Source organism: Micromonospora sp. NPDC049903 (assembly GCF_044460945.1).
Classification (GTDB): Bacteria; Actinomycetota; Actinomycetes; order Mycobacteriales; family Micromonosporaceae; genus Micromonospora.
Genome location: NZ_JBITKL010000003.1, coordinates 392,414 through 412,621 on the forward strand (window position 1 = coordinate 392,414; position 20,208 = coordinate 412,621).

Genomic DNA, 20,208 nt, shown 5'->3' on the forward strand with positions numbered 1-20,208 from the left:
TGAGTGCTACGAACAGTTCGGTGCGAGGTAGTCAATCCCTGTCTGCCGCCGACTACCACGAAGGAGTCGGAAAGCCGACAAATTCCAAGCCCTCGTGTTTGGCGGGGGCTTGAGCGATGTCGGGCCGGCCCGATTCACGACGGCCACCGGCGGAAGATTTGCCGTTACCGGCGTGCGGGCACAGGAACCAGCCGGTGGACTGCTCGCCGTACCCTGACCACAGTCCGTGACTGGAGGTGGTCGATGGCACAACCTCTGCGTCGGGTACGGCACGGTGCACCGGTCGGCATCGCCCGGCTGATGGCGCACGCCGATCCGATCGCCCTGATCGGCATCGCGTTGTCGGTCACGCTCTCCGTGACGTTGGACCTGACCGGTGCGGCCAGCGGGGTGGAATCGCTGCTGGCCGGTCTGATGGGCATCACCATCTCGTTGCTGGTGGACTCGCTGGCCCGCGCCGAGCGCCGGTTCCAGCTGCGGACGCTGCTGGTCGGCCCGCCGTGGCTGGTGCAGGCCACCCCCGAGGTGGTCGCCGCCGTGCGGGAGGCGGTCGACCGTCATCCCGGGAGCCGGGTGGCCGAGGAGACGCAGCGCCGGTTCGCGCGTTTCCAGGCCGACCTGGCCCAGTTGCGGCAGGGTCGCATCGTGCGTCCCGGCACCGACTACCAGGACATGCTGGCGGCCACCCGGGACTGCGTCCGGGAGGTGCAGGCGCTGACCAACGTGTTGCCCCGGCTCGCCTGGTGGCGCAGCGACATCGGCCGGCAGTACTGGACGGAGAACCAGGCCGCGCTGGCCCGTGGGGTGCGGATCACCCGGATCTTCACCTACACCGACCTCACCGACGAGGTGATGGAGCTGGTGGCGGCGCAGCGCCGCGCCGGGGTCCGGGTGGGACTGCTGCCCACCGTTGCGGTCCCCGCCGACCTGCACGTCAACCTGATCCGCTGGGACGGCACGGCGTGCTGGACGGCGGGCATGAGCGCCCACGGGGTGATCACCGAGAACCGGTACTCGGTGCACCCGGACGACGTGGCCCGGGCCGGGGACACCTTCGCCGCGTGCGCCGCGCTGGCGACCTTCGACGGCTGACCCGGCCCCGCCGGTGAACGCGCAGGGCGTACTGCTGGTCACGGCGGTGGTCTGGGCGGTGAGTCTGATCCGCCCGCTGCACTGGCGGGCGTTCGTCGCGGCCCTGCCGGTGCCGATGACGGCGGCGCTGCTGGCCACCGACCACCGCGTCGACGGGGCGCAGGTGGTCGGGGTGGTCGGGCTCACCGTGTTCTTCGGCGTCGTGGCGGCGGCACACCACCGGCTGCGCTGGCCGATCCTGCTGGCCGACGCGGCCGGCGTCGTGGCCTACCTGGCGCTCGCGGCGGCGGTACGGCCGTTCGCCCTGCCGTTCCTTCCCACGCTGGCCGGCGTCCTGGCGCTGTGGCTGCTGGCCGTGCCGGTCCTGCGCCGCCGCACCGCGCGGCACACCCCGGCCATCCGGCACACCTCGACCACGGGGCACGCCCCGGCCGCGTGGCCCGCGCCGACGTCGGACACTCAGCCCGTCGGCGCGGTACGGCCGCCGGGCCGGCTGTCGGCGGTGCGACGCCTGCTGCTGATCCTCGCCGGTGCGGTACTGACCGGGCTGCTCGGCCAGCTGCTGCGCGGGTTGGTGGTGACCTTCCCGTACGCCGGGGTGCTGGTGGCGGTGGAGGTCCGGCGGGACCTGCCCGCGTTCTGTCGGCACTTCCTGCGCAACAGCCTCGCCCTGCTCGGTTTCCTGACCGGTGTCCACCTGGGACAGGACGTCTCCGGGGCGGTCGCCATCGCCGCCGGGTGGGTGGGCTTCGCCCTGGTCGCGATGGCCCTGCACGCACCGGCGTACCGGCGGAGAGCTGGTGGAAAACGCACGCCGAGGCCCGAGGCCGCCACCGGAAACGTGGTCGAATCCGCTGTCGACGACGGAAAACGTTGACGTTCTGTCAACGGCTGCGGACCAGCAGGCGACACGTTGGCTCTTGTCCGGGCGGTGACGGTGGTGACACCGTCGCGGTGACCGCGAACCGAAGGGTGCGACGATGACCGACGATCTGCTGGCCCGGCACCGGGCCGTGCTGCCGTCCTGGATGCCGCTCTACTACGCCGAGCCGCTCGAAATCGTCTCCGGTGAAGGGCGCCGGGTCACCGACGCGCAGGGGCGTACCTACCTGGACTTCTTCGGCGGGGTGCTGACCAACATGATCGGCTACGACATCGCCGAGATCCGGGAGGCGGTGCAGCGGCAGTTGGTCACCGGCATCGTGCACACCTCGGCGCTCTATCTGATCCGGCAGCAGGTGGAGCTGGCCGAGAAGATCGCCCGGCTCTCCGGGATCCCGGACGCCCGGGTCTTCTTCACCAACTCCGGCAGCGAGGCCAACGAGGCGGCGCTGCTGATGGCCACCAACCACCGCCGCTCGCACCAGATCCTCGCGGTCCGCAACAGCTACCACGGCCGCACGTACGCGACGATGGGCGCCACCGGCAACCGGGGCTGGTCGGCCAGCGCGCTCAACCCGCTCCAGGTGGCCTGGCTGCACTCCGGTGAGCGGCTGCGCGGCCTGCTGGCCCGGCTGCCCGAGGGCGACCGGGTCGACGCGGCGGTGGAGGACCTGCGTGAGGTGCTCGCCACCCAGACCTCCGGCGACGTGGCCTGTCTGATCGCCGAGCCGATCCAGGGCGTCGGCGGGTTCGTGCACGGGCCGGACGGACTGTTCGCCGGCTGGAAGAAGGTCCTCGACGAGCACGGCATCCTGCTCATCTCCGACGAGGTGCAGACCGGTTGGGGGCGCACCGGCGAGCACTTCTGGGGCTACCAGGCCCACGGCGTCACCCCCGACCTGCTCACCTTCGCCAAGGGCGTCGGCAACGGGTTCGCCCTGGCCGGGGTGGTCGGTCGGGCCGAGGTGCTGGAGTCGGTGCCGGCGATCAGCTTTTCCACCTTCGGCGGCAACCCGCTGAGCACCGCCGCCGGCAACGCCGTCCTGGACTACCTGCTCGACCACGACCTGCAGGCCAACGCCGCCCGGGTCGGCGCGATCATCGCTGACGGCCTGCGCGCCGCGGTGGCCGGTCTCGACCAGGTCGCCGAGGTACGCGGCAAGGGCCTGATGCTCGCCGTGGAGTTCGTCCGGCCGGGCACCGACGAGCCGGACCCGGCGCTGACCGGGCGGGTGTTCGAGGCGTGCCGGCAGGGTGGCCTGCTCGTCGGCAAGGGCGGCCTCTACGGCAACGTGCTGCGGATGGGTCCGCCGTTGACGCTCACCGAGGAGGAGGCCCGCGAGGGGCTGGCCGTCCTGGTCGAGGCGATCCGGGCGGAGGTGGCCGCGTGAGCGCGAGGAGTGAGCCGGTTCTGCGAGCCCCGCAGTCGCGAACGGAAGGTGGTGCGGTGAGCGCGAGGAGTGAGCCGGTTCTGCGAGCCCCGCAGTCGCGAACGGAAGGCGGTGCCCTGAACCTGATCGGGCACTTCGTGGACGGCAAGCGGGTGGGCGGCGCCTCGACCCGGCGCGGGGACGTCTTCGACCCGGCCACCGGTCGGCGTACCGCAGAGGTCGAGCTGGCCTGTGCCGCGGACGTGGCGGTGGCGGTCGAGGCGGCCGAGCGCGCCGCACGGACCTGGCGCGACGCGTCGCTGGCGAAGCGGACGGCGGTGCTGTTCGCCTTCCGGGAGCTGGTCAACGCCCGCCGGGACCGGCTCGCCGAGGTGATCACCGCCGAGCACGGCAAGGTGCTCGCCGACGCCGCCGGGGAGGTGCAGCGCGGTCTGGAGGTCATCGAGTACGCCTGCGGCATCCCGTCGGCGCTGCGTGGCGGTTTCAGCGAGAACGTCTCCACCGAGGTCGACTCGTACAGTCTGCGGCAGCCGCTCGGGGTGGTCGCGGTGATCAGCCCGTTCAACTTCCCGGTGATGGTGCCGCTGTGGTTCGTGCCGGTGGCGGTCGCCGCCGGTAACGCCGTGGTGCTCAAGCCGAGCGAGAAGGACCCGAGTGCGGCGCTGCTGCTGGCGGAGTGGTTCGCCGAGGCCGGCCTGCCCGACGGGGTGCTGAACGTGGTCAACGGCGACGCCGAGGCCGTCGACGCGCTGCTGGACCACCCGACGGTCAGGGCGGTGTCCTTCGTCGGCTCCACCCCGGTGGCCCGGCACGTCTACCAGCGCGGCACCACGGCCGGTAAGCGGGTGCAGGCGCTCGGCGGTGCGAAGAACCACATGGTGGTGCTGCCCGACGCGGATCTGGACCTGGCCGCCGATGCGGCGGTCAACGCCGGGTTCGGGTCGGCGGGGGAGCGGTGCATGGCGATCTCGGCGCTGGTCGCGGTGGAGCCGGTCGCCGACGCCCTGGTGGCCCGGATCGCGGATCGGATGGCCGGGCTGCGTACCGGTGACGGGCGGCGTGGCTGCGACATGGGTCCGCTGGTCACCGCGGTGCACGCGGACCGGGTCCGGTCCTACGTGGAGGCGGGGGTGGCGGCCGGCGCGGTGGCGGTGGTGGACGGCCGGGACGTGACGCCCGACGGTGACCCGGACGGCTTCTGGCTGGGTCCGACGCTGTTCGACCGGGTCACCCCGGACATGTCGATCTACACCGACGAGATCTTCGGCCCGGTGCTCTCGGTGTTGCGCGTGGGCTCGTACGACGAGGCGGTGGCGCTGGTCAACGCCAGCCCGTACGGCAACGGCACGGCGATCTTCACCAACGACGGCGGTGCGGCCCGCCGCTACCAGCACGAGGTGGAGGCGGGCATGGTCGGTGTCAACGTGCCGATCCCGGTGCCGATGGCGTACTACTCGTTCGGTGGCTGGAAGGCGTCGCTCTTCGGTGACCTGCACGCGCACGGTGCCGACGGGGTGGCGTTCTTCACCCGGGGCAAGGTGGTCACCAGCAGGTGGCTGGACCCCCGCCACGGCGGGGTCAACCTCGGCTTCCCCACCCAGACCTGAGCAGGCGCAGGACACCCGCCCCGGCCAGGTAGGCGACCAGGGCGGCGGTTGGCAGCCCGAACGGCTCGGGCGCAGTCTTGGCGGTGGCGCTGTTGGCCACCAGGGCGTACCCGACGGCGGCGAAACCGGCGACGGCCAGTACGCCCCGCACGGCCGCCCACCGGCCGGGCGGCTGGCGGTCCTCCTGCGGGTGGTGCGGGATCTCCGGGCGGCCGGCGTCGGGCGAGCCCGGCGTGGGCTGCGGGGCGTCGGGACCGTCCCGACTCGCGGTGGAGCGGCCGGTGCGGGCCTCGATCGGGCCGAAGACCGCGACCAGCGCGGCGAGCACCACGGTGAGCAGCAGTACCCAGGGCAGCCGCCAGGCCAGCCAGGCCGCCGACCCGGCCGGCGGGGTGGGCAGGACACCCAGCCGGTCCAGCGCGCCGACCAGCAGGATCACCGCGCTCAGGTGCCACAGGAAGACGGTGAGCACGACCGAGTTGACGGCGATCACTGCCTGCCAGGGTCGGTTGCGGTGCAGCCACCGTTCGGCCCGCTCCCGCAGCAGCAGGATCAGCCCGAGCTGGGCCGTGGCCACGGCCAGCAACGCCACGCTCGGCGGGGCCGCGTTGTCCAGTCGCTGTCCCGGCATGTTGATCATGCTGACCGGGTACGGGCCCACGCTGGTGAGCAGCACCGCGACGCCGAGACCGGCGACGGCCAGGACCAGGGCGGCACGGCGGGACATCGGCAGGCAGCGGGTCCAGCGGCTTGCACCGGTCGGGTCGCAGTGCCCCCGGCGGGCGTCGTACCAGGCGAAGCCGACCTGGTGCACGGCCAACCAGCCGAGCAGGTAGTTGGGCAGGGCCGCCGTCTCGTAGCCGATCGCCCGCCCGACGTCCCCGGCGGCCACGAGCAGCGCCAACGCGACCGGTACGGCCAGTCCGAAACGGCGGTGCAGCGCGTACATGAGCGGGGTCAGCGGCACCACCACGAGATAGGCGGCGAGGAACCACAGCGGGATCGTGGCGAACCAGACGACGGTGCGGACCATGCTCGGCTCGACCCCGACCAGCCGGGCCGCCAGCGCGCCCCCGGCCAACACCAGCACCAACGCGCTGGTCGGACGCAGCAGGCGGGCACTGCGCCCGAGCAGCCACCCGGCCGCGTCGCCGCCACGGCTGCGGTGTGCGGTCAGCGAGGCGGCGTTGGCGTAGCCGCCGACCAGGAAGAACACCGGCATCACCTGGACCGCCCAGGTCAGCGGGTAGGCCCACGGGATCGCGGGCAGGGCGGAATGGCCGTCGGGCTGCCCGTGCTCGTCGTAGCCGATCGTCGCGACGGCCCAGTGCCCGAGGACGACCATCATGATCGCCACGGCCCGCAGCAGATCGAGGTAGCGCTCGCGGTCGGCCGGCGTCCGTGCGGCGAGTCGGGCCAGGCGGCGCATGGTCCGAGGGTATGCGCCCATGAAGCGGAGCGGGCGGCCGATCGCCGTCGTGGAGGGCATCGCCGAGACTGGGACGATGAGACGCGTGGAGGACACAGCGGTCACTCTCAGCCCGCACGATCCGCACTGGGCGGCGCTGTTCGCGCAGGAACGGGTCGCCCTCGAAACCGTTCTCAGGCGGTGGCTGGTGGGGCCGGTCGAGCACATCGGCTCGACATCGATTCCCGGCCTGGCGGCAAAACCGATCATCGACATGATGGCGCCGGTACGCAGCCTGTCGGAGGCGGTTGCCGCCATCGAAGTGGTGACCGCTCTCGGCTACCGCAACGGTGTGCACCGCCCGGAGGAAGCGCACTATTTCTTCAAGCCGGCGACCGACAACTGGTGGGAGCGCACCTATCAGCTCCACCTCACCGAGCCGACCTCACTGCTCTGGCGGCGACGCATCGCGTTTCGCGACGCGCTACGGGGGCGCGCGGACTACCGGTCCCGGTACGAGCAGCTCAAGCGCGATCTCGCGCGGGCGCACGGCGCCGACCTGGCGGCCTATGCGCGCAACAAGGACGACTTCGTCAACGAGGTCCTCGGCGTCCGCGACAGGACGCAAGCGCCGACTGTCAGTCACCCGGACCGGTGATTCGGGGAGTCCGGCAGGATCTCACCGTCGGTCCTCTGCCGACGGTTCACAGTGTCCTCCCGGACCCCCTTTGCTCTGCTTCAACCAGCGCAACGAATTCGTGCCGATCATGTGGCGTGGGTTGAAGCAGAGCAAAGGCGGAGAAGGAGGGTCAGGGCGGCCGCGCCTGCGGTGATCGTATGACCGATACCCAATGGCGCTGATCGATGAGTGTCGCCTATGTGCGCGAAAGCGGGGCAGCGCGGTCATGCTGCTGGCCGGGGTGGCCAAGGTCGACGGTGGCGCGGGTCAGGTGGGTGGGGGGACCAGGCGGGCGTGCAGGGCGGTCGGGTCGGTCACCTCGGGCAGTTCGCGGGCGGCCAGCCAGGCCGCGGCGGCGGCACCGTCCCCGGCCGGTCGGACCGGGGCGTAGGGCCAGCGTCGCCGGGCCTCGGCGTGGACGGCGGCGGCCAGCGGGGTGCCGCCGGTCAGCAGCCCGCCGCCGAGCACCAGGACGTCGGTGTCGTCGGCCGGTCGGATCCGGCCGACCGTGTCGGTGAGGTGCGCGCTGGCCGCGTCCAGCAGCGCGACCCCGGTCGGCTCGCCGGAGGCGGCGGCATCGAGCACCAGCGGGGCGAGTCGGGACAGTTCCACCGGTGGGCGGCGGGTGACGACCTGCACGAGCGCGTCGACGGTGTCCCGGGGGCGGGGCGCGATCTCGGCGGAGCCGGTCAGCTCGGTGAGCACCCGTCGGCCGAGGTCGCCCGGGTCGGTGCCGCTGTCCAGGGCGGTGAGCAGTCGGCGTACCGCCGCTCGGCCGAGCCAGAAGCCGGAACCGGCGTCGCCGAGCAGCCAGCCGTGCCCGTCGGAGACGCGGTCCAGGCGCAGGTCGCGGACCTGGGCGGCGATGGCGCCGGTGCCGGCGACGAGAACGGTGCCCCGGGGTGCGGCGGTGCCCGAGGCGTACGCGATGAGGGCGTCGCCGTGCACCACGTACGGGCAGTGGAGCCCGGCGGCCCGCCAGGCGTCGGCGAAGGCGGCGAGTCCGGCCGGGTCGGCCCGGAGGCGGCCCGCTCCGGCGAGCCCGATGGCGCCGGCGCGTACCCGGGTCGGGTCGATGCCGGCGAGTGCCGCGCGGAGGGCGGTCAGGAGTTCCCCGGCGGCGCGGGTGGCGCCGTGACTCGTGGGGTTGCCGCCGCCGGCTCGGCCGGTGCCGAGTCGGGCGCCGTCGAGGGTCACGACGAGCGCCCGGGTGGACGTGCCGCCGATATCGAGGCCGATCACGACGGTGTCGGACATCGGCGCCCACCTCCTTGATCGATCTGCGTTCATGCTGGTCGCGGCGTCTCTCCAGAGCAAGACGGGGATCTCACCCCGGACGGTGCGCCAGGTAACAGTTTGAAAACTTCGCCCACGGTCTTGACACAGAGGTGGCTTCAGTAAGAACTTTTACCACTATCAGTTAACAGTCTTTTCCGAAAGGCGTCCCATGGTTGATCACGAGGCGGACACCTCCGCGGGCACCGCGGTGGCCGACGCCGACCGGGTTGACCGGCGGGGCGCCCTCGGCGTCGCCTCGGGCGGGATACTCGCTCGGGTGCGCAGCGGGTCCGACGAGCTGACCGGCGCGCTGCGCCGGGTCGCCGAGCACGTCCTCAGCGACCCGGAGGCGGCGGCGCGGGCCACCATCGTCGAGTTGGCCGAGCGCAGCGGCACCTCACCGGCCACGGTCACCCGGTTCTGCCGGGCGATGGGCTTCGACGGCTACGCCGACCTGCGGCTGGGCATCGCCGCCGAGACCGGCCGGGCCCGGTCGGCCGGGTGGACCGTCGACATCGGACGCGAGATCCAGCCCAGCGACCCGCTGGACCGGGTCCTGGAACAGATCATGGCGGCCGACACCCGAGCCATGCACGACACCGCCGCGCTGCTCGACCTCGACGAGGTGGAACGGGCCGCGAACGCCATCGCCGGGGCCAGCCGGGTCAACATCTTCGGCGCCAGCGGCAGTGCCCTGGTCGGCGAGGAGATGCAGTTCAGCCTGCACCGCATCGGGGTGGCCGCCTGGGCGTGGAACGACGTGCACTCCGGGCTCGCCTCCGCCGCGCTGCTGCGCCCGGGCGACGTCGCGCTGGGCATCTCGCACAGCGGCCAGACCCGGGAGGCCATCGAGATGGTGGCCGAGGGCGGCAGCCGGGGCGCGACCACGATCGCGCTGACTGGGTTCCGTCGCTCGCCGCTGGCCGAACTGGCCGACATCGTGCTGCTGACCGCCAGTCACGCCACCACGTTCCGCCCGGACGCGCTGTCGGCCCGGCATCCGCAACTGGTCGTCCTCGACCTGCTCTACATCGCGGTCGCCCAGCGCACCCACGACCGCGCACACGCGGCCTTCCGGCGTACCGCCCAGGCCGTCGACGGACACAAGGCCGCGAGGGGAGCCAGCGCATGATCAGCGCCCAGGGGTACGCGGACGCCGTCCGCCCCGTCCTCGACCGTCTCGTCGACGGGGGGCACGAGCCGCTCGGCCGCGCCGCCGACCTGATCGCCGCCAGCCTGCGCGACGGCGGGGTGCTCCAGGCGTTTGGCGCCGGGCACTCCGAGGCGTTCGCCGCCGAGTTGGTGGCCCGGGCCGGCGGGCTGGTGCCCACCAACCGGATCACCCTGCACGACCTGGTGCTGCACGGCGACGCCCCGCGTGACGTGCTCGCCGACCCGAAGCTGGAGCGCGACCCGGCTATCGCCCACCAGCTCTACGAGATCGCCGCGCCGCAGCCGCAGGACGTGTTCGTGGTGGCGTCCCAGTCCGGCATCAACGGCTCGGTGGTCGAACTGGCCCTGTTGGTCACCGGTCGCGGTCACCCGTTGATCGCGGTCACCTCGGTCGAGCACACCGGACGGGTCGCCCCGCGCCACCCGTCCGGCCGGCGGCTCGTCGATCTCGCCGACGTCGTGCTGGACAACGGCGCGCCGTACGGCGACGCACTGCTGCCGCTCGAGGGCGGCGGCGCGGTCTGTGCGGTCTCCTCGGTCACCTCGGCGCTGCTGGCGCAGCTGCTGACCGCAGAGGTCGTACGACGGTTCCACCAGGCCGGAGAGGCACCCCCTATCTACCTCTCCGCCAACGTCCCCGGTGGGGACGAGCACAACCTCGCCCTCGAGTCGCGGTACGCCGGACGTCTCCGGCGCACCGCCTGACCCGACACCACAAGGAGAGTCAGAGATGACCGTTTCCCCCGATCTGAACCGCCGGACCCTGCTGCGCCGCGCGGCCGCCGCGGGCCTCCTGGTGACCCCGGCCGCGGGTCTGCTCAGCGCCTGCGCGGGCAGCACGCCCAGCGAGAACACCGACAACGCCGGGGAGAAGAGCACCGACAACCCCTTCGGCGTGCAGGCCGACAGCGCCGTGAAGGTGGTCATCTTCAACGGTGGACTGGGTGACGCCTGGGCGAAGGAAGACCAGGCGATCTTCAACGCCAAGCACCCGAACGTCACCGTCAACATGAGCTCGACCCAGAAGATCAAGACCGAAGAGCAGCCCAAGATGGCGACGCAGCCCAGCGACGTCGTGATGAACTCGGGCGCGGACATGATGGACATCAGCACCCTGGTCAACGAGGGTGCCATCGAGCCGTTGGACGACCTGCTCGCCGCCCCGGCCTGGGAGGGTGGGGGCACCGTCGCCGACACCCTGCTGCCCGGCACCGTCGCCGACGGCACCTTCCAGGGCAAGTTCTACGTGGTGAACATCGCCTACACGGTCTGGGGCAACTGGTACAACTCGGCTCTGTTCGACCGGGAGGGCTGGGCCCCGCCGAAGACCTTCGACGAGTTCTTCGCCCTCGCCCCCAAGATCAAGGCCAAGGGCCTGTCGCCGTACGTCTACGACGCCGTGCACGGCTACTACCCGCGTTGGGCCCTGATGGCCACGGTCTGGAAGTCGGCCGGCAAGCAGGCGGTCATCGACATCGACAACCTCAAGGAGAACGCCTGGCGCGCCGACGGCATCCTGCCGGCCCTGGAGGTGTGGGAGAAGCTGGTCAAGGACAAGCTGGTGCTCCCGGGCAAGCTCGACCACACCCAGTCCCAGCAGGCCTGGCTCGACGGCAAGGCGGCCTTCATCCAGGTCGGCACCTGGCTCAAGAACGAGATGGCGGCGACCATCCCGCCGGGCTTCGAGATGAAGATCTCCGACTACTGGGGCCTGGGCGCCACCGACAAGGCGCCCAACGACGTCTACGCCGGTGCGGGCGAGGGCATCGTGGTGCCGAGCAAGGCCCCGAACAAGGCGGCGGCCAAGGAGTTCCTGCGGGCGGTGCTCTCCAAGGCCGGTTCGGCGAAGTTCGCCGAGCTGACCAAGTCGCTCGCCTCCACCGCCGGCTCCGGCGACAACGTCCAGGACTCGGCGCTGGCCAGCGCCAACGAACTGATGAAGAACGCGCCGAAGGACCTGGTCTCGATCAAGTTCTGGAACTTCTACGCGGACCTGGACAAGGAGAGCCAGAACCTCTCCCAGGAGCTGATGGCCGGCCGGCTCACCGCCGCGCAGTTCGTCGACAAGATGCAGGCCGCCGCCGACAAGGTCGCCAAGGACTCGTCCATCACCAAGCAGACCCGCGACGCGTGACACCCGCCGGACCCAACCGAACGAGGAAGTGAGAGACATGCGGCACGGTGTTGGCCGTTTCGTCACGGGTTTCCTGGCACTGCCGGTCGGCCTCTACGTCTTCTACGTGGTGTGGCCGTTTCTCCAGGCTGCCGGGTACTCGCTGACCGACTGGGGAGGCTACTCCGACAGGCAGCAGTTCGTCGGGCTGGACAACTACATCCGGCTGTTCTCCGACGAGCTGATCAGGAAGGCGTTCTGGCACAACGTCTTCTTCCTGATCACCGTGCCGCTGTTCACCATCGCGCTGGCCCTGTTCCTCGCGTTCCTGCTCAACGTGGGCGGACGCGAGGACAAGGCCGGCATCCGGGGCGTCTTCGGCTCCGGGTTCTACAAAGTGATCTTCTTCTTCCCGCAGGTGCTGTCCCTGGTCGTCATCGCGGTGATGTGGCAACAGATCTACCGCGCCGACAGCCAGGGCCTGATCAACGGCATCCTGATGAAGATCGGGCTGGTCAGCGAGGAAGACCCGATCACCTTCATGTACGACCCGGAGCCCTTCCTCGGCGTACCGGCGGTGTTGTGGTGGCTGTTGCTGATCGCGGTCTGGAGCGGCGCCGGTTTCTACATGGTGCTGTTCTCGGCGGCCATGCAGTCGATCCCGAAGGACGTCTACGAGGCGGCCATCCTCGACGGCGCGGGACGCTTCCACACCTTCTTCCGGATCACCCTGCCGCTGCTGCGGGACACCGTCTCGGTGGCCTGGGTCTACCTGGGCTTCATCGCCCTGGACATGTACGCCCTGGTCTTCGTGATGACCCCCAGCCAGGGCGGGCCCAACCACGCCAGCGAGATCTTCGCGTCGGTGCTGAACTTCACCGCCTTCCAGAAGGGCCAGTTCGGCTACGCCTGCGCGATGGGCGTGGCGCTGGCGATCTTCACGATCCTGCTGGCCGCGCTCCAGCTCCGGATCACCCGTCGTGAGCGGATCGAGTACTGAGGAGACCTGGACGATGAGCACGGTGACCCACACCCCGGGTGGCCAGGCCGGGCCCGACCAGGCCCCGCCGCCGGGGCGTACGCCGGCCGACCGCGCCGCCGTCGGTGGCGGTCGTGCCGGGGCACGGTTCTTCAACGGCTTCTCACACCTGTTCCTCGCCGTCTGGGCGATCATGGTGGTCTACCCGCTGCTGTGGGTGGTGATGTCGGCGCTCAAGACCGACTCGGAGGTGATCCGCAAGCCGCTGTCGCTCATCCCCGAGCAGTTGCAGTGGGACAACTTCGCCCGGGCCTGGACCGAGGGCCACATCGGCGAGTTCTTCCTCAACACCGTGCTGGTGTTGACCGGCAGCGTCTTCCTCACCATGCTGCTCGGCTCGATGGCCGCCTACGTGCTCGCCCGCTACGAGTTCCCCGGCAACCGGCTGATCTACTACATGTTCCTGTCCGGCCTGACCCTGCCGATCTACCTCGCCGCGGTGCCGCTGTTCAAGGGCGTCTACAACACCGGTGTGGTGCTGCCGTTCCTCGGCCCGAACAAGCACCTCATGCTGATCCTGGTCTACGTCGCGTGGTCGCTGGCGTTCACCGTCTTCTTCATGCACTCGTTCTTCCGGACGCTGCCCAACGCGATCGCGGAGGCGGGCATGGTCGACGGGGCCTCGCACAGCCGGCTGTTCTTCAGCGTGATGCTGCCGATGGCCAAGCCCGGCCTGATCAGCATCGGCATCTTCAACGTGCTCGGCCAGTGGAACCAGTGGTACCTGCCGACGCTGCTCATGCAGTCGGTGGCCGGTGAGCCGAAGAACCAGGTCATCTCCCAGGGCCTGATCGAGCTCTCGGTCAACCAGGGCTACCGCTCCGACTGGTCCGGCCTGTTCGCCGGGGTGACGATGGCGATGCTGCCGGTGTTGATCGTCTATATCGTCTTCCAGCGCCAGGTGCAGTCCGGCCTCACCGCCGGCGTCAGCAAGTAGCGCCTACCGTCCCGCCCCCGGCCCACCGGTCGGGGGTGGGACGGCGGCCTGGGATGGCCGGCGCCTGGGCCCGTGCACCAGCTCCGCTCAGACCGCCAGCACCGGGACGTCGTACTTCTGCACGACAGAGTCGCGTGTGGCCAGGACCAATTTCTCGCACTGGGCCTGAGCCACCAGCATCCGGTCGAACGGATCACGGTGGATGCCGGGAAGTCGACCGGCCACGACCGCATGGTCAGCGGTGATGGGCAGGTGCCGGAAACCGCTGTCGCGAACGAGTTCAGGTAGGTTTGCCGGCTCTTTGATCTTGCCGATCGCCTGTTTGATGGCGATCTCCCAGATCGGCGGCGCTGACATAGACCTCCGGCTCGTGATCCAGGCGGTCCGTGATGTCTGACGACAGGCTCGGATCGTCGGTCAACCACCAGATGACGACGTGAGTGTCGAGCAAGAGCGTCACGCTGTCGTCCCGAAGTCGTCCGAGATGCGGTCGTTCACCTCAGGAGAGTCCCAGTCGTCCGAGAGCACCACCCTGCCGCGCAGGGACCCGCGTGCGGTGCGATTGACCCGTCGCACGAGTGGGATGACCTTCGCGACCGGCTGGCCGGCTCGGCTGATCACTATCTCCTCGCCGTGCTCGACGCGCTCGATGATCCGCGACAGGTTCGTCTTCGCCTCGTGGATGTTGAACTGGGCGGCAGACTCGCTTCCCATCTGACCTCCTTGGCTAACAGGTTAGTCCACTCGGATGCCCCGGTCGAGGAACTTGACCTCGACTTCGGTTGAGGTTGCACGATGTCCTCTCGGTCCACCGAGGGAGCAACCGTGATCGACCCTGCCGCCAGCATCCGGATCGCCCGACCGTCCCGTGACCTCGCGGTCGCGGAGCGTTTCTATCGCGACGGGCTCGGCCTGCACGTGCTCTGGCGAGGGCAGGGCGGTCCCGGCGAGCACGACCTGATCATGCTGGGCTGGCCGGAAGCCTCCTGGCACCTGGAACTGGTCGGCGGCCCGCACCTGGCGGTACGACCGACACCGGGCCCCGAGGACCTGCTCGTGATCTATCTCGGTGAAGTCCCCGACGAGGCGCTCGTCTCCCGACTCGAAGCCGCCGGTGGCCGCCGGGTCTCCCAGGGCGCCTACTGGGACCGGTGGGGGGTCACCGTCGAGGACCCGGACGGCTACCGCCTCGTGCTGTCCCAGCGTTCGTGGTCGAACGCCGACTGACTCTGCTCCTGCCCGCCGGGTTGTCGTACCGGGGCGGAAGAATGCTGTTCGTGCTGGTGGCGGTGGTGCCCGACGAGCGGGGCGGGGGAGTGCTGCAACCCCTCGACCCCGCCGGCGCCGCCGTGGGGCCGCCGGAAACGGTCGCCGACCTGGCCGCCGCGGTGGGCGCTCGGGAGCGGGCGGACTCGCCGCGTTGGGTCTGGGCCTGTGGCGCCACCCTCTATCCGGCGCTGCTGCGGGCCGGGGTCCGCGTCGCGCGCTGCCACGACGTGGAGCTGACCGAGGCGCTGCTGCTCGGTTACGCCGGCCGCTTCGGTGAGCCCCGGGCGCTGGCGGCGGCGTGGGCGCGGTTGACCGGCGCGCCGGTGCCGGCCGATCCGCCACCGCGCGCGGCCGCCCCGCCGGGCGGCGGGCAGGGCGCGCTCTTCGACGCCGTGCCCGGGCCGCCGGGTCCGGGCATCACGGCGCTGACCGGGGTGTACGCCGATCAGCTCGACCGGATCGCGGCGACCGGGGCGCCTGGGCGGTTCCGGCTGTTGGTGGCGGCCGAGTCGGCCGGTGCGTTGATCGGCCCCGAGATGGGTGCGGCCGGCCTGCCCTGGCGCGCCGACGTGCACGACGCGATCCTGACCGAGCTGCTCGGGGAGCCGTCTCCGGTGGGCGGGCCGCCGCGTCGGCTGGCCGAGTTGGCCGCGCGGATCGCCGAGGCGTTCGGTGTACGGCAGGTGCACGCGGACAGCCCGGCGGAGCTGTTGCGGGCGTTCGCGCGGGCCGGGGTGGAGCTGCCGAACACCCGGGCCTGGGTGTTGCGCGGGGTGGACCATCCGGCGGTGCCGCTGGTGCTGGAGTACAAGGAGCTCTACCGGATCTGGACGGCACACGGGCGGGCCTGGCGGGACGCGTGGGTCCGCGAGGGGCGGTTCCAGCCGGAGTACGTGCCCGGCGGGGTGGTGTCGGGCCGGTGGGCGACCCGGGGCGGTGGCGCGTTGCAGATCCCGAAGGTGATCCGCCGTGCGGTGGTGGCCGACCCGGGGTGGCGGTTCGTGGTGGCCGACGCGGGGCAGTTGGAGCCGCGGGTACTGGCGGCGGTCTCCGGTGACGCCCGGCTCGCGGCGGCCGGTGCCACCGGTGACCTGTACGCCGCGTTGGCCCGGGACGCGTTCGGCGGCGACCGGGGCCGGGCCAAGCTCGCCCTGCTGGGGGCGATGTACGGGCAGACCGGTGGCGCGGCGGTGCCGGCTTTGGCGGTGCTGCGGCGCAACTATCCGACCGCCTTCGGCCACCTGGAGGCGGCGGCCCGCACCGGTGAGGCGGGTGGCCTGGTGCGGTCGTGGTTGGGGCGTACCTCCCCACCGGGCACGGCCGGGTTCGGCGCGGGTGACGACGGGCCGTCCGACCCGGACGAGGCCGGTGACCCGCAGTCGCCCCGGGCCCGGGCGGCCCGGTCCCGTGGGAGGTTCACCCGCAACTTCGTCATCCAGGCCACCGCCGCCGAGTGGGCCTCGACGCTGCTCGCGGTGCTGCGGGGCGAGGTGGCCGGCACCGAGGCCGAGTTGGTCTTCTTCCAGCACGACGAGGTGATCGTGCACTGCCCGGCCGCGCAGGCCGAGCGGGTCGCCGAAGCGGTCGACCGGGCCGGGCGGCGGGCCACCGCGCTGTTGTTCGGCGAGACCGCGGTGCGGTTCCCGTTGGACCTGTCGGTGGTGGAGTGTTACGCCGACGCGGCGTGAGCGGCGCTCGGCTGACCGGATCGGGACCGTCGACGTTCTGATGACGCCTATGGTGGGCGTTATGCGCAGATCGGGGTGGGTACGGGTCGACAGGGCTCGCCGGTGAGCGCGGCCGTCGGGCGGCGGCACACCCGACTGGAGGCGTACGACAAGGTGACCGGCGCCGCCCGGTACGCGACGGAGTACCCGGCGGACGGTGTGGCGTACGCGTGGCTGGTGCCGGCGACGATCGCGCGGGGGACCGTCGCCGAGGTGGACACCACGGCGGCGCTGGCGGTCGACGGGGTGTTGGCGGTGCTGCACCACGGCAACGCGCCCCGTCTGGTCCCCGGGGTCGACGCGGAGGTGTTCCGCCTCCAGGATCCGTCGGTGCACTTCCGGGGGCAGGCCGTCGCACTGGTGGTGGCGCAGACCTCGGAGGCGGCCCGGGAGGCGGCGGGGCTGGTCCGTCTCCGCTACGACGTGCAGCCGCACCACACCCGGCTGACCGCCGGGGACGACGGCTTCTATCGGCCCGACCACGTGAACCCGAGCTACCCGACCGACGTCCTCACCGGTGACTTCGACGCCGGCTTCGACGCCGCCGAGGTGCGGCTGGACCTCACGTACCGCACGCCGTCCTACCACAACAGCCCGATGGAGCCGCACGCGTCGACCGCGCAGTGGCGCGACGGGTGCCTGGTGGTGCACGACTCCAGTCAGGGCTCCGGGCCGGTCCGGGACGTGCTGGCCCGGCTGTTCGGGCTGCCGCCGGAGTCGGTCCGGACGATCAGTCGACACGTCGGTGGCGGTTTCGGCGGCAAGCTCTACGTCAAGGTACAGACGGTGCTGGCCGCGATGGCGGCGCGGCACGTCGACCGGCCGGTCCGGCTGGCGCTGACCCGTCAGCAGACGTTCGGCCCGGTCGGCTACCGGACCCCGACCATCCAACGGATCCGGCTCGGCGCGGACCGGGACGGGCGACTCGTCGCCGTCGGCCACGACGCGCTGAGTCAGACCTCGCAGGTGACGGAGTTCGCCGAGCAGACCGCCGTCTACACCCGCCACATGTACGCCGCGCCCCACCTGCGGTCCACGCACCGGGTGACCCGGCTGGACGTGCCCACGCCGTTCTGGATGCGGGCGCCCGGGTTCACCCCCGGTTCGTTCGCGCTGGAGTCGGCGCTGGACGAGTTGGCGTCGGCCTGCCGGGTCGACCCGGTCGAGCTACGCCTGCGCAACGACACTCCGATCGATCCGACGAGCGGGCAGCCGTTCACCAGCCGGAATCTGGCCGCCTGCCTGACCGACGGGGCGCGCCGGTTCGACTGGGCCCCGCGGGACCCGACGCCCCGGGCCCGGAGGTCCGGCCGGTGGCTGTTCGGCACCGGGGTGGCCGGCTGCACCTATCCCGCCCGGGTCCGGCCGGCCGCCGCGTCGGCCGCCGCCCTTCCCGACGGCAGTTTCGAGGTACGGATCAACGCCACCGACATCGGCACCGGCGCGCGGACCGCGTTGTGGCAGGTGGCCGTGGACGCGCTCGGCGCGCCGCCGGACCAGGTCCGGATCGAGGTGGGTGACAGCGCCCTGCCGGCGGCGGACGTGGCCGGCGGGTCGATGGGACTGACCTCGTGGAGTTGGGCCGTGCTGCGGGCCTGCGAGCGGTTGTGTGACCGGCTCGGCGCGGCCTCCGGTCCGGTGCCGGCGGGAGGGTTGCTCGTCGAGGTGAGCACCGACGAGGAGGTCGCGGCGCAGCCGACGCTGCCGCGCTTCGCCTACGGGGCGCAGTTCGCCGAGGTCCGGGTGGACCAGGAGACCGGCGAGGTGCGGGTGCTGCGGCAGCTCGGGGTCTTCGCGGTCGGCCGGGTGGTCAACCCGAGCACGCTGCGCAGCCAGTTGATCGGCGGGATGACGATGGGCCTGTCGATGGCGCTGCACGAGGTGGGCGCGTTCGACCACCGGTACGGCACCTGGGCCAACCACGACCTGGCCGGTTACCACGTCAGCAGCAACGCCGACGTGCCGGCGGTGCGGGCGTACTGGGTGCCGGACGCCGACGTCGCGGTCAATCCGCTGGGCATCAAGGGGGCCGGGGAGATCGGCATCGTCGGTGCTGCCGCCGCGATCGCCAACGCCGTGCATCACGCCACCGGGGTACGCGTCCGGGAGCTCCCGGTGACCCTGGACAAACTGCTCGTCGGCTGAGGTCGCGTCGCGCAGAGTTCACTCTGATTTCGGTTGTCGGGCATTGTGGAAAAGGGCCCGTTGACCGTCTCTCACCTGCGGTTTCTTCCACGCTTTCGGTGTGCCACCCTGGTGCCTCCAACTTGACCACTCCGGTCGGGGAGGTGACGATGCCGGGGAGGCGGAATGGCCAGACGCGTCTATGTGCACATCGGTGCGCCGAAGACGGGCAGCACCTTCGTGCAGAACGTGCTCTGGAGCAATCAGAACGTGTTGCGCAAGGCCGGGATCCTGCTGCCGGGCAGCGCGGTGGCGCACGACCAGGCGATGGCGGATCTGCGCGCGGCGCACTGGCGCGACGCCGAGGTGTACTGGACCTGGGACCGGCTGGCCGAGAAGGCACGCCGGTGGTCCGGCGACGTCATCATCAGTAACGAGGGGCTGGGTGCGGCGACCGGTGCGCAGGCGGCTCGGGCGGTCGAGAGCCTGCAACCCGCCGAGGTGCACGTCATCGCGGCCGGACGGGATCTGTGGCGGACGTTCCCGTCGACCTGGCAGCAGAGCATCCGGGCGCGTAGCACCTGGCGCTTCGACGCCTTCCTCCGGGCGGTCGAGGCGGGCCGGTTCGACACTTTCTGGGACAACTACACCGCGCCCCGGATGCTGCGCCGCTGGGGTGACCTGGTGCCGGCGCAGCAGCGGCACCTGGTGGTCGTGCCGCCGCCCGGTGCACCGCGTGACCTGCTCTGGCGCCGCTTCGCCGGGGTGCTGGGCATCCCGGACGGCCTGTGCGAACTGACCGCGCCGACGTCGAATCCCTCCCTGGGTGCCGCGGAGAGCGAGGTGCTGCGCCGGGTCAACCAGGCGTTGGGCGACAGGTATCCGCTGCGTACGCCGTACCAGAAGGTGGTGCAGCGGCACCTGGTCGACGCGGTGCTCAAGGAGCGCGCCGACACACTGCGGTTCGGTGTCGGACTGGACCGGGCCGGGTGGGTGTGCGACCTCGCCGAGCAGCAGATCGCGGAGATCCGGGACTACCCGTGCACCGTGGTCGGTGATCTGGACGAGTTGCGGCCCACCGGGATGGAGCGGACGGTCAGTCCCGACGAGTTGGACGACGGGCAGTTGCTCGACGTGGCGATCGAGACGATCGTCGGCATGCTCGGACACGCCGATTCTCTCGGTCGGCGGGCCGAGGGCCAGGCCGACGAGATGCTGTCGCGGCTCAAGGCGCGAGCCGCCGGTGGCGTCAAGCGCCGTCTTCGGCTGGCCGGTCGACGTTCCTGAATTCCGCTGTGCACGCGCGGCGTCGGTGGGTGTGGCGGGTGAGGCGCGGGTGGGTGGTGCGCGGCGGGTCGGCGGCGTGGGCGGCCGACCCGCCGGTCGTGCGTGTCGTCAGGCTCCTGCGGCCGACTTGAGGTCGGCGGCCCGGTCCGTGTTCTCCCACGTCAGGTCCGGCAACTCCCGACCGAAATGCCCATACGCCGCC

At 71.5% G+C, this 20,208-nt stretch carries 17 protein-coding genes and 1 pseudogene; 14 read left to right on the forward strand and 4 right to left on the reverse strand.

Annotation, left to right across the window (positions count from 1 at the left end; genetic code table 11):
* Positions 1–243 precede the first annotated feature (243 nt).
* The 4 genes from ACIBO1_RS09535 (at position 244) to ACIBO1_RS09550 (ending at position 4,972) form a co-directional block, all read left to right on the forward strand.
* Complete coding sequence (locus ACIBO1_RS09535; protein WP_396743220.1) at positions 244–1,092, forward strand: hypothetical protein; 849 nt, start codon at positions 244–246, stop codon at positions 1,090–1,092.
* A gap of 13 nt (positions 1,093–1,105) precedes the next feature.
* A complete protein-coding gene (locus ACIBO1_RS09540) occupies positions 1,106–1,969 on the forward strand; it encodes a hypothetical protein (protein WP_396743223.1) in 864 nt (287 codons plus the stop codon).
* Positions 1,970–2,072: 103 nt separating this feature from the next.
* A complete protein-coding gene (locus tag ACIBO1_RS09545) occupies positions 2,073–3,365 on the forward strand; it encodes an aspartate aminotransferase family protein (RefSeq protein ID WP_396743226.1) in 1,293 nt (430 codons plus the stop codon).
* Positions 3,366–3,481: 116 nt separating this feature from the next.
* A complete protein-coding gene (locus ACIBO1_RS09550) occupies positions 3,482–4,972 on the forward strand; it encodes a CoA-acylating methylmalonate-semialdehyde dehydrogenase (protein WP_396743333.1) in 1,491 nt (496 codons plus the stop codon).
* Here the strand turns inward: ACIBO1_RS09550 and ACIBO1_RS09555 are convergent.
* Positions 4,944–6,401 (reverse strand): acyltransferase, encoded by a 1,458-nt coding sequence (locus ACIBO1_RS09555; RefSeq protein ID WP_396743229.1) that lies wholly within the window; start codon positions 6,399–6,401, stop codon positions 4,944–4,946. The genes ACIBO1_RS09550 and ACIBO1_RS09555 overlap by 29 nt on opposite strands.
* A gap of 85 nt (positions 6,402–6,486) precedes the next feature.
* On the opposite strand from ACIBO1_RS09555, the gene ACIBO1_RS09560 reads away from it, so the two are divergent.
* The gene (locus tag ACIBO1_RS09560; protein ID WP_396743233.1) at positions 6,487–7,038 is read left to right on the forward strand and encodes a GrpB family protein; all 552 of its coding nucleotides are present in this window, start codon (positions 6,487–6,489) and stop codon (positions 7,036–7,038) included.
* Between the two features lie 288 nt (positions 7,039–7,326).
* Here the strand turns inward: ACIBO1_RS09560 and ACIBO1_RS09565 are convergent, their stop codons facing one another.
* Positions 7,327–8,316, reverse strand: coding sequence for an N-acetylglucosamine kinase (locus ACIBO1_RS09565; protein ID WP_396743236.1), 990 nt, complete (start codon positions 8,314–8,316; stop codon positions 7,327–7,329).
* A 190-nt stretch (positions 8,317–8,506) separates the two neighbouring features.
* Between ACIBO1_RS09565 and ACIBO1_RS09570 the strand changes: the two genes are divergently transcribed.
* From ACIBO1_RS09570 to ACIBO1_RS09590, 5 genes are read left to right on the forward strand one after another with little or no spacing between them, the layout of a single operon-like run.
* Positions 8,507–9,469 (forward strand): MurR/RpiR family transcriptional regulator, encoded by a 963-nt coding sequence (locus ACIBO1_RS09570; RefSeq protein WP_350696747.1) that lies wholly within the window; start codon positions 8,507–8,509, stop codon positions 9,467–9,469.
* Positions 9,466–10,215 (forward strand): sugar isomerase domain-containing protein, encoded by a 750-nt coding sequence (locus ACIBO1_RS09575; protein ID WP_396743239.1) that lies wholly within the window; start codon positions 9,466–9,468, stop codon positions 10,213–10,215. Before ACIBO1_RS09570 ends, ACIBO1_RS09575 begins: the two co-directional genes overlap by 4 nt.
* A 25-nt stretch (positions 10,216–10,240) precedes the next feature.
* Entirely contained in the window at positions 10,241–11,644 is a 1,404-nt protein-coding gene (gene ngcE / locus ACIBO1_RS09580) for an N-acetylglucosamine/diacetylchitobiose ABC transporter substrate-binding protein (protein WP_396743242.1), read from the forward strand.
* 37 nt (positions 11,645–11,681) lie between these two features.
* Complete coding sequence (locus tag ACIBO1_RS09585) at positions 11,682–12,623, forward strand: sugar ABC transporter permease (protein WP_350696753.1); 942 nt, start codon at positions 11,682–11,684, stop codon at positions 12,621–12,623.
* A gap of 13 nt (positions 12,624–12,636) precedes the next feature.
* Entirely contained in the window at positions 12,637–13,599 is a 963-nt protein-coding gene (locus ACIBO1_RS09590) for a carbohydrate ABC transporter permease (protein ID WP_396743245.1), read from the forward strand.
* A gap of 87 nt (positions 13,600–13,686) precedes the next feature.
* On the opposite strand, the pseudogene ACIBO1_RS09595 reads toward ACIBO1_RS09590, so the two are convergent.
* A pseudogene (locus ACIBO1_RS09595) lies at positions 13,687–14,059 on the reverse strand (type II toxin-antitoxin system VapC family toxin).
* Positions 14,056–14,313 carry a type II toxin-antitoxin system Phd/YefM family antitoxin gene (locus ACIBO1_RS09600; protein ID WP_396743248.1) on the reverse strand — a complete coding sequence of 86 codons (258 nt, stop codon included), beginning with the start codon at positions 14,311–14,313 and terminating at the stop codon, positions 14,056–14,058. The pseudogene ACIBO1_RS09595 and the gene ACIBO1_RS09600 overlap by 4 nt, the downstream one beginning before the upstream one ends.
* Before the next feature lie 114 nt (positions 14,314–14,427).
* Between ACIBO1_RS09600 and ACIBO1_RS09605 the strand changes: the two genes are divergently transcribed.
* The 4 genes from ACIBO1_RS09605 (at position 14,428) to ACIBO1_RS09620 (ending at position 20,006) form a co-directional block, all read left to right on the forward strand.
* Positions 14,428–14,826 carry a VOC family protein gene (locus ACIBO1_RS09605; protein ID WP_396743336.1) on the forward strand — a complete coding sequence of 133 codons (399 nt, stop codon included), beginning with the start codon at positions 14,428–14,430 and terminating at the stop codon, positions 14,824–14,826.
* 20 nt (positions 14,827–14,846) lie between these two features.
* Complete coding sequence (locus ACIBO1_RS09610) at positions 14,847–16,556, forward strand: bifunctional 3'-5' exonuclease/DNA polymerase (RefSeq protein WP_396743338.1); 1,710 nt, start codon at positions 14,847–14,849, stop codon at positions 16,554–16,556.
* A 102-nt stretch (positions 16,557–16,658) separates the two neighbouring features.
* Positions 16,659–18,740, forward strand: a complete 2,082-nt coding sequence (locus ACIBO1_RS09615) for a xanthine dehydrogenase family protein molybdopterin-binding subunit (protein ID WP_396743251.1) — start codon at positions 16,659–16,661, stop codon at positions 18,738–18,740.
* A gap of 165 nt (positions 18,741–18,905) precedes the next feature.
* Entirely contained in the window at positions 18,906–20,006 is a 1,101-nt protein-coding gene (locus ACIBO1_RS09620) for a hypothetical protein (RefSeq protein ID WP_396743254.1), read from the forward strand.
* The last annotated feature ends 202 nt before the right edge of the window (positions 20,007–20,208 follow it).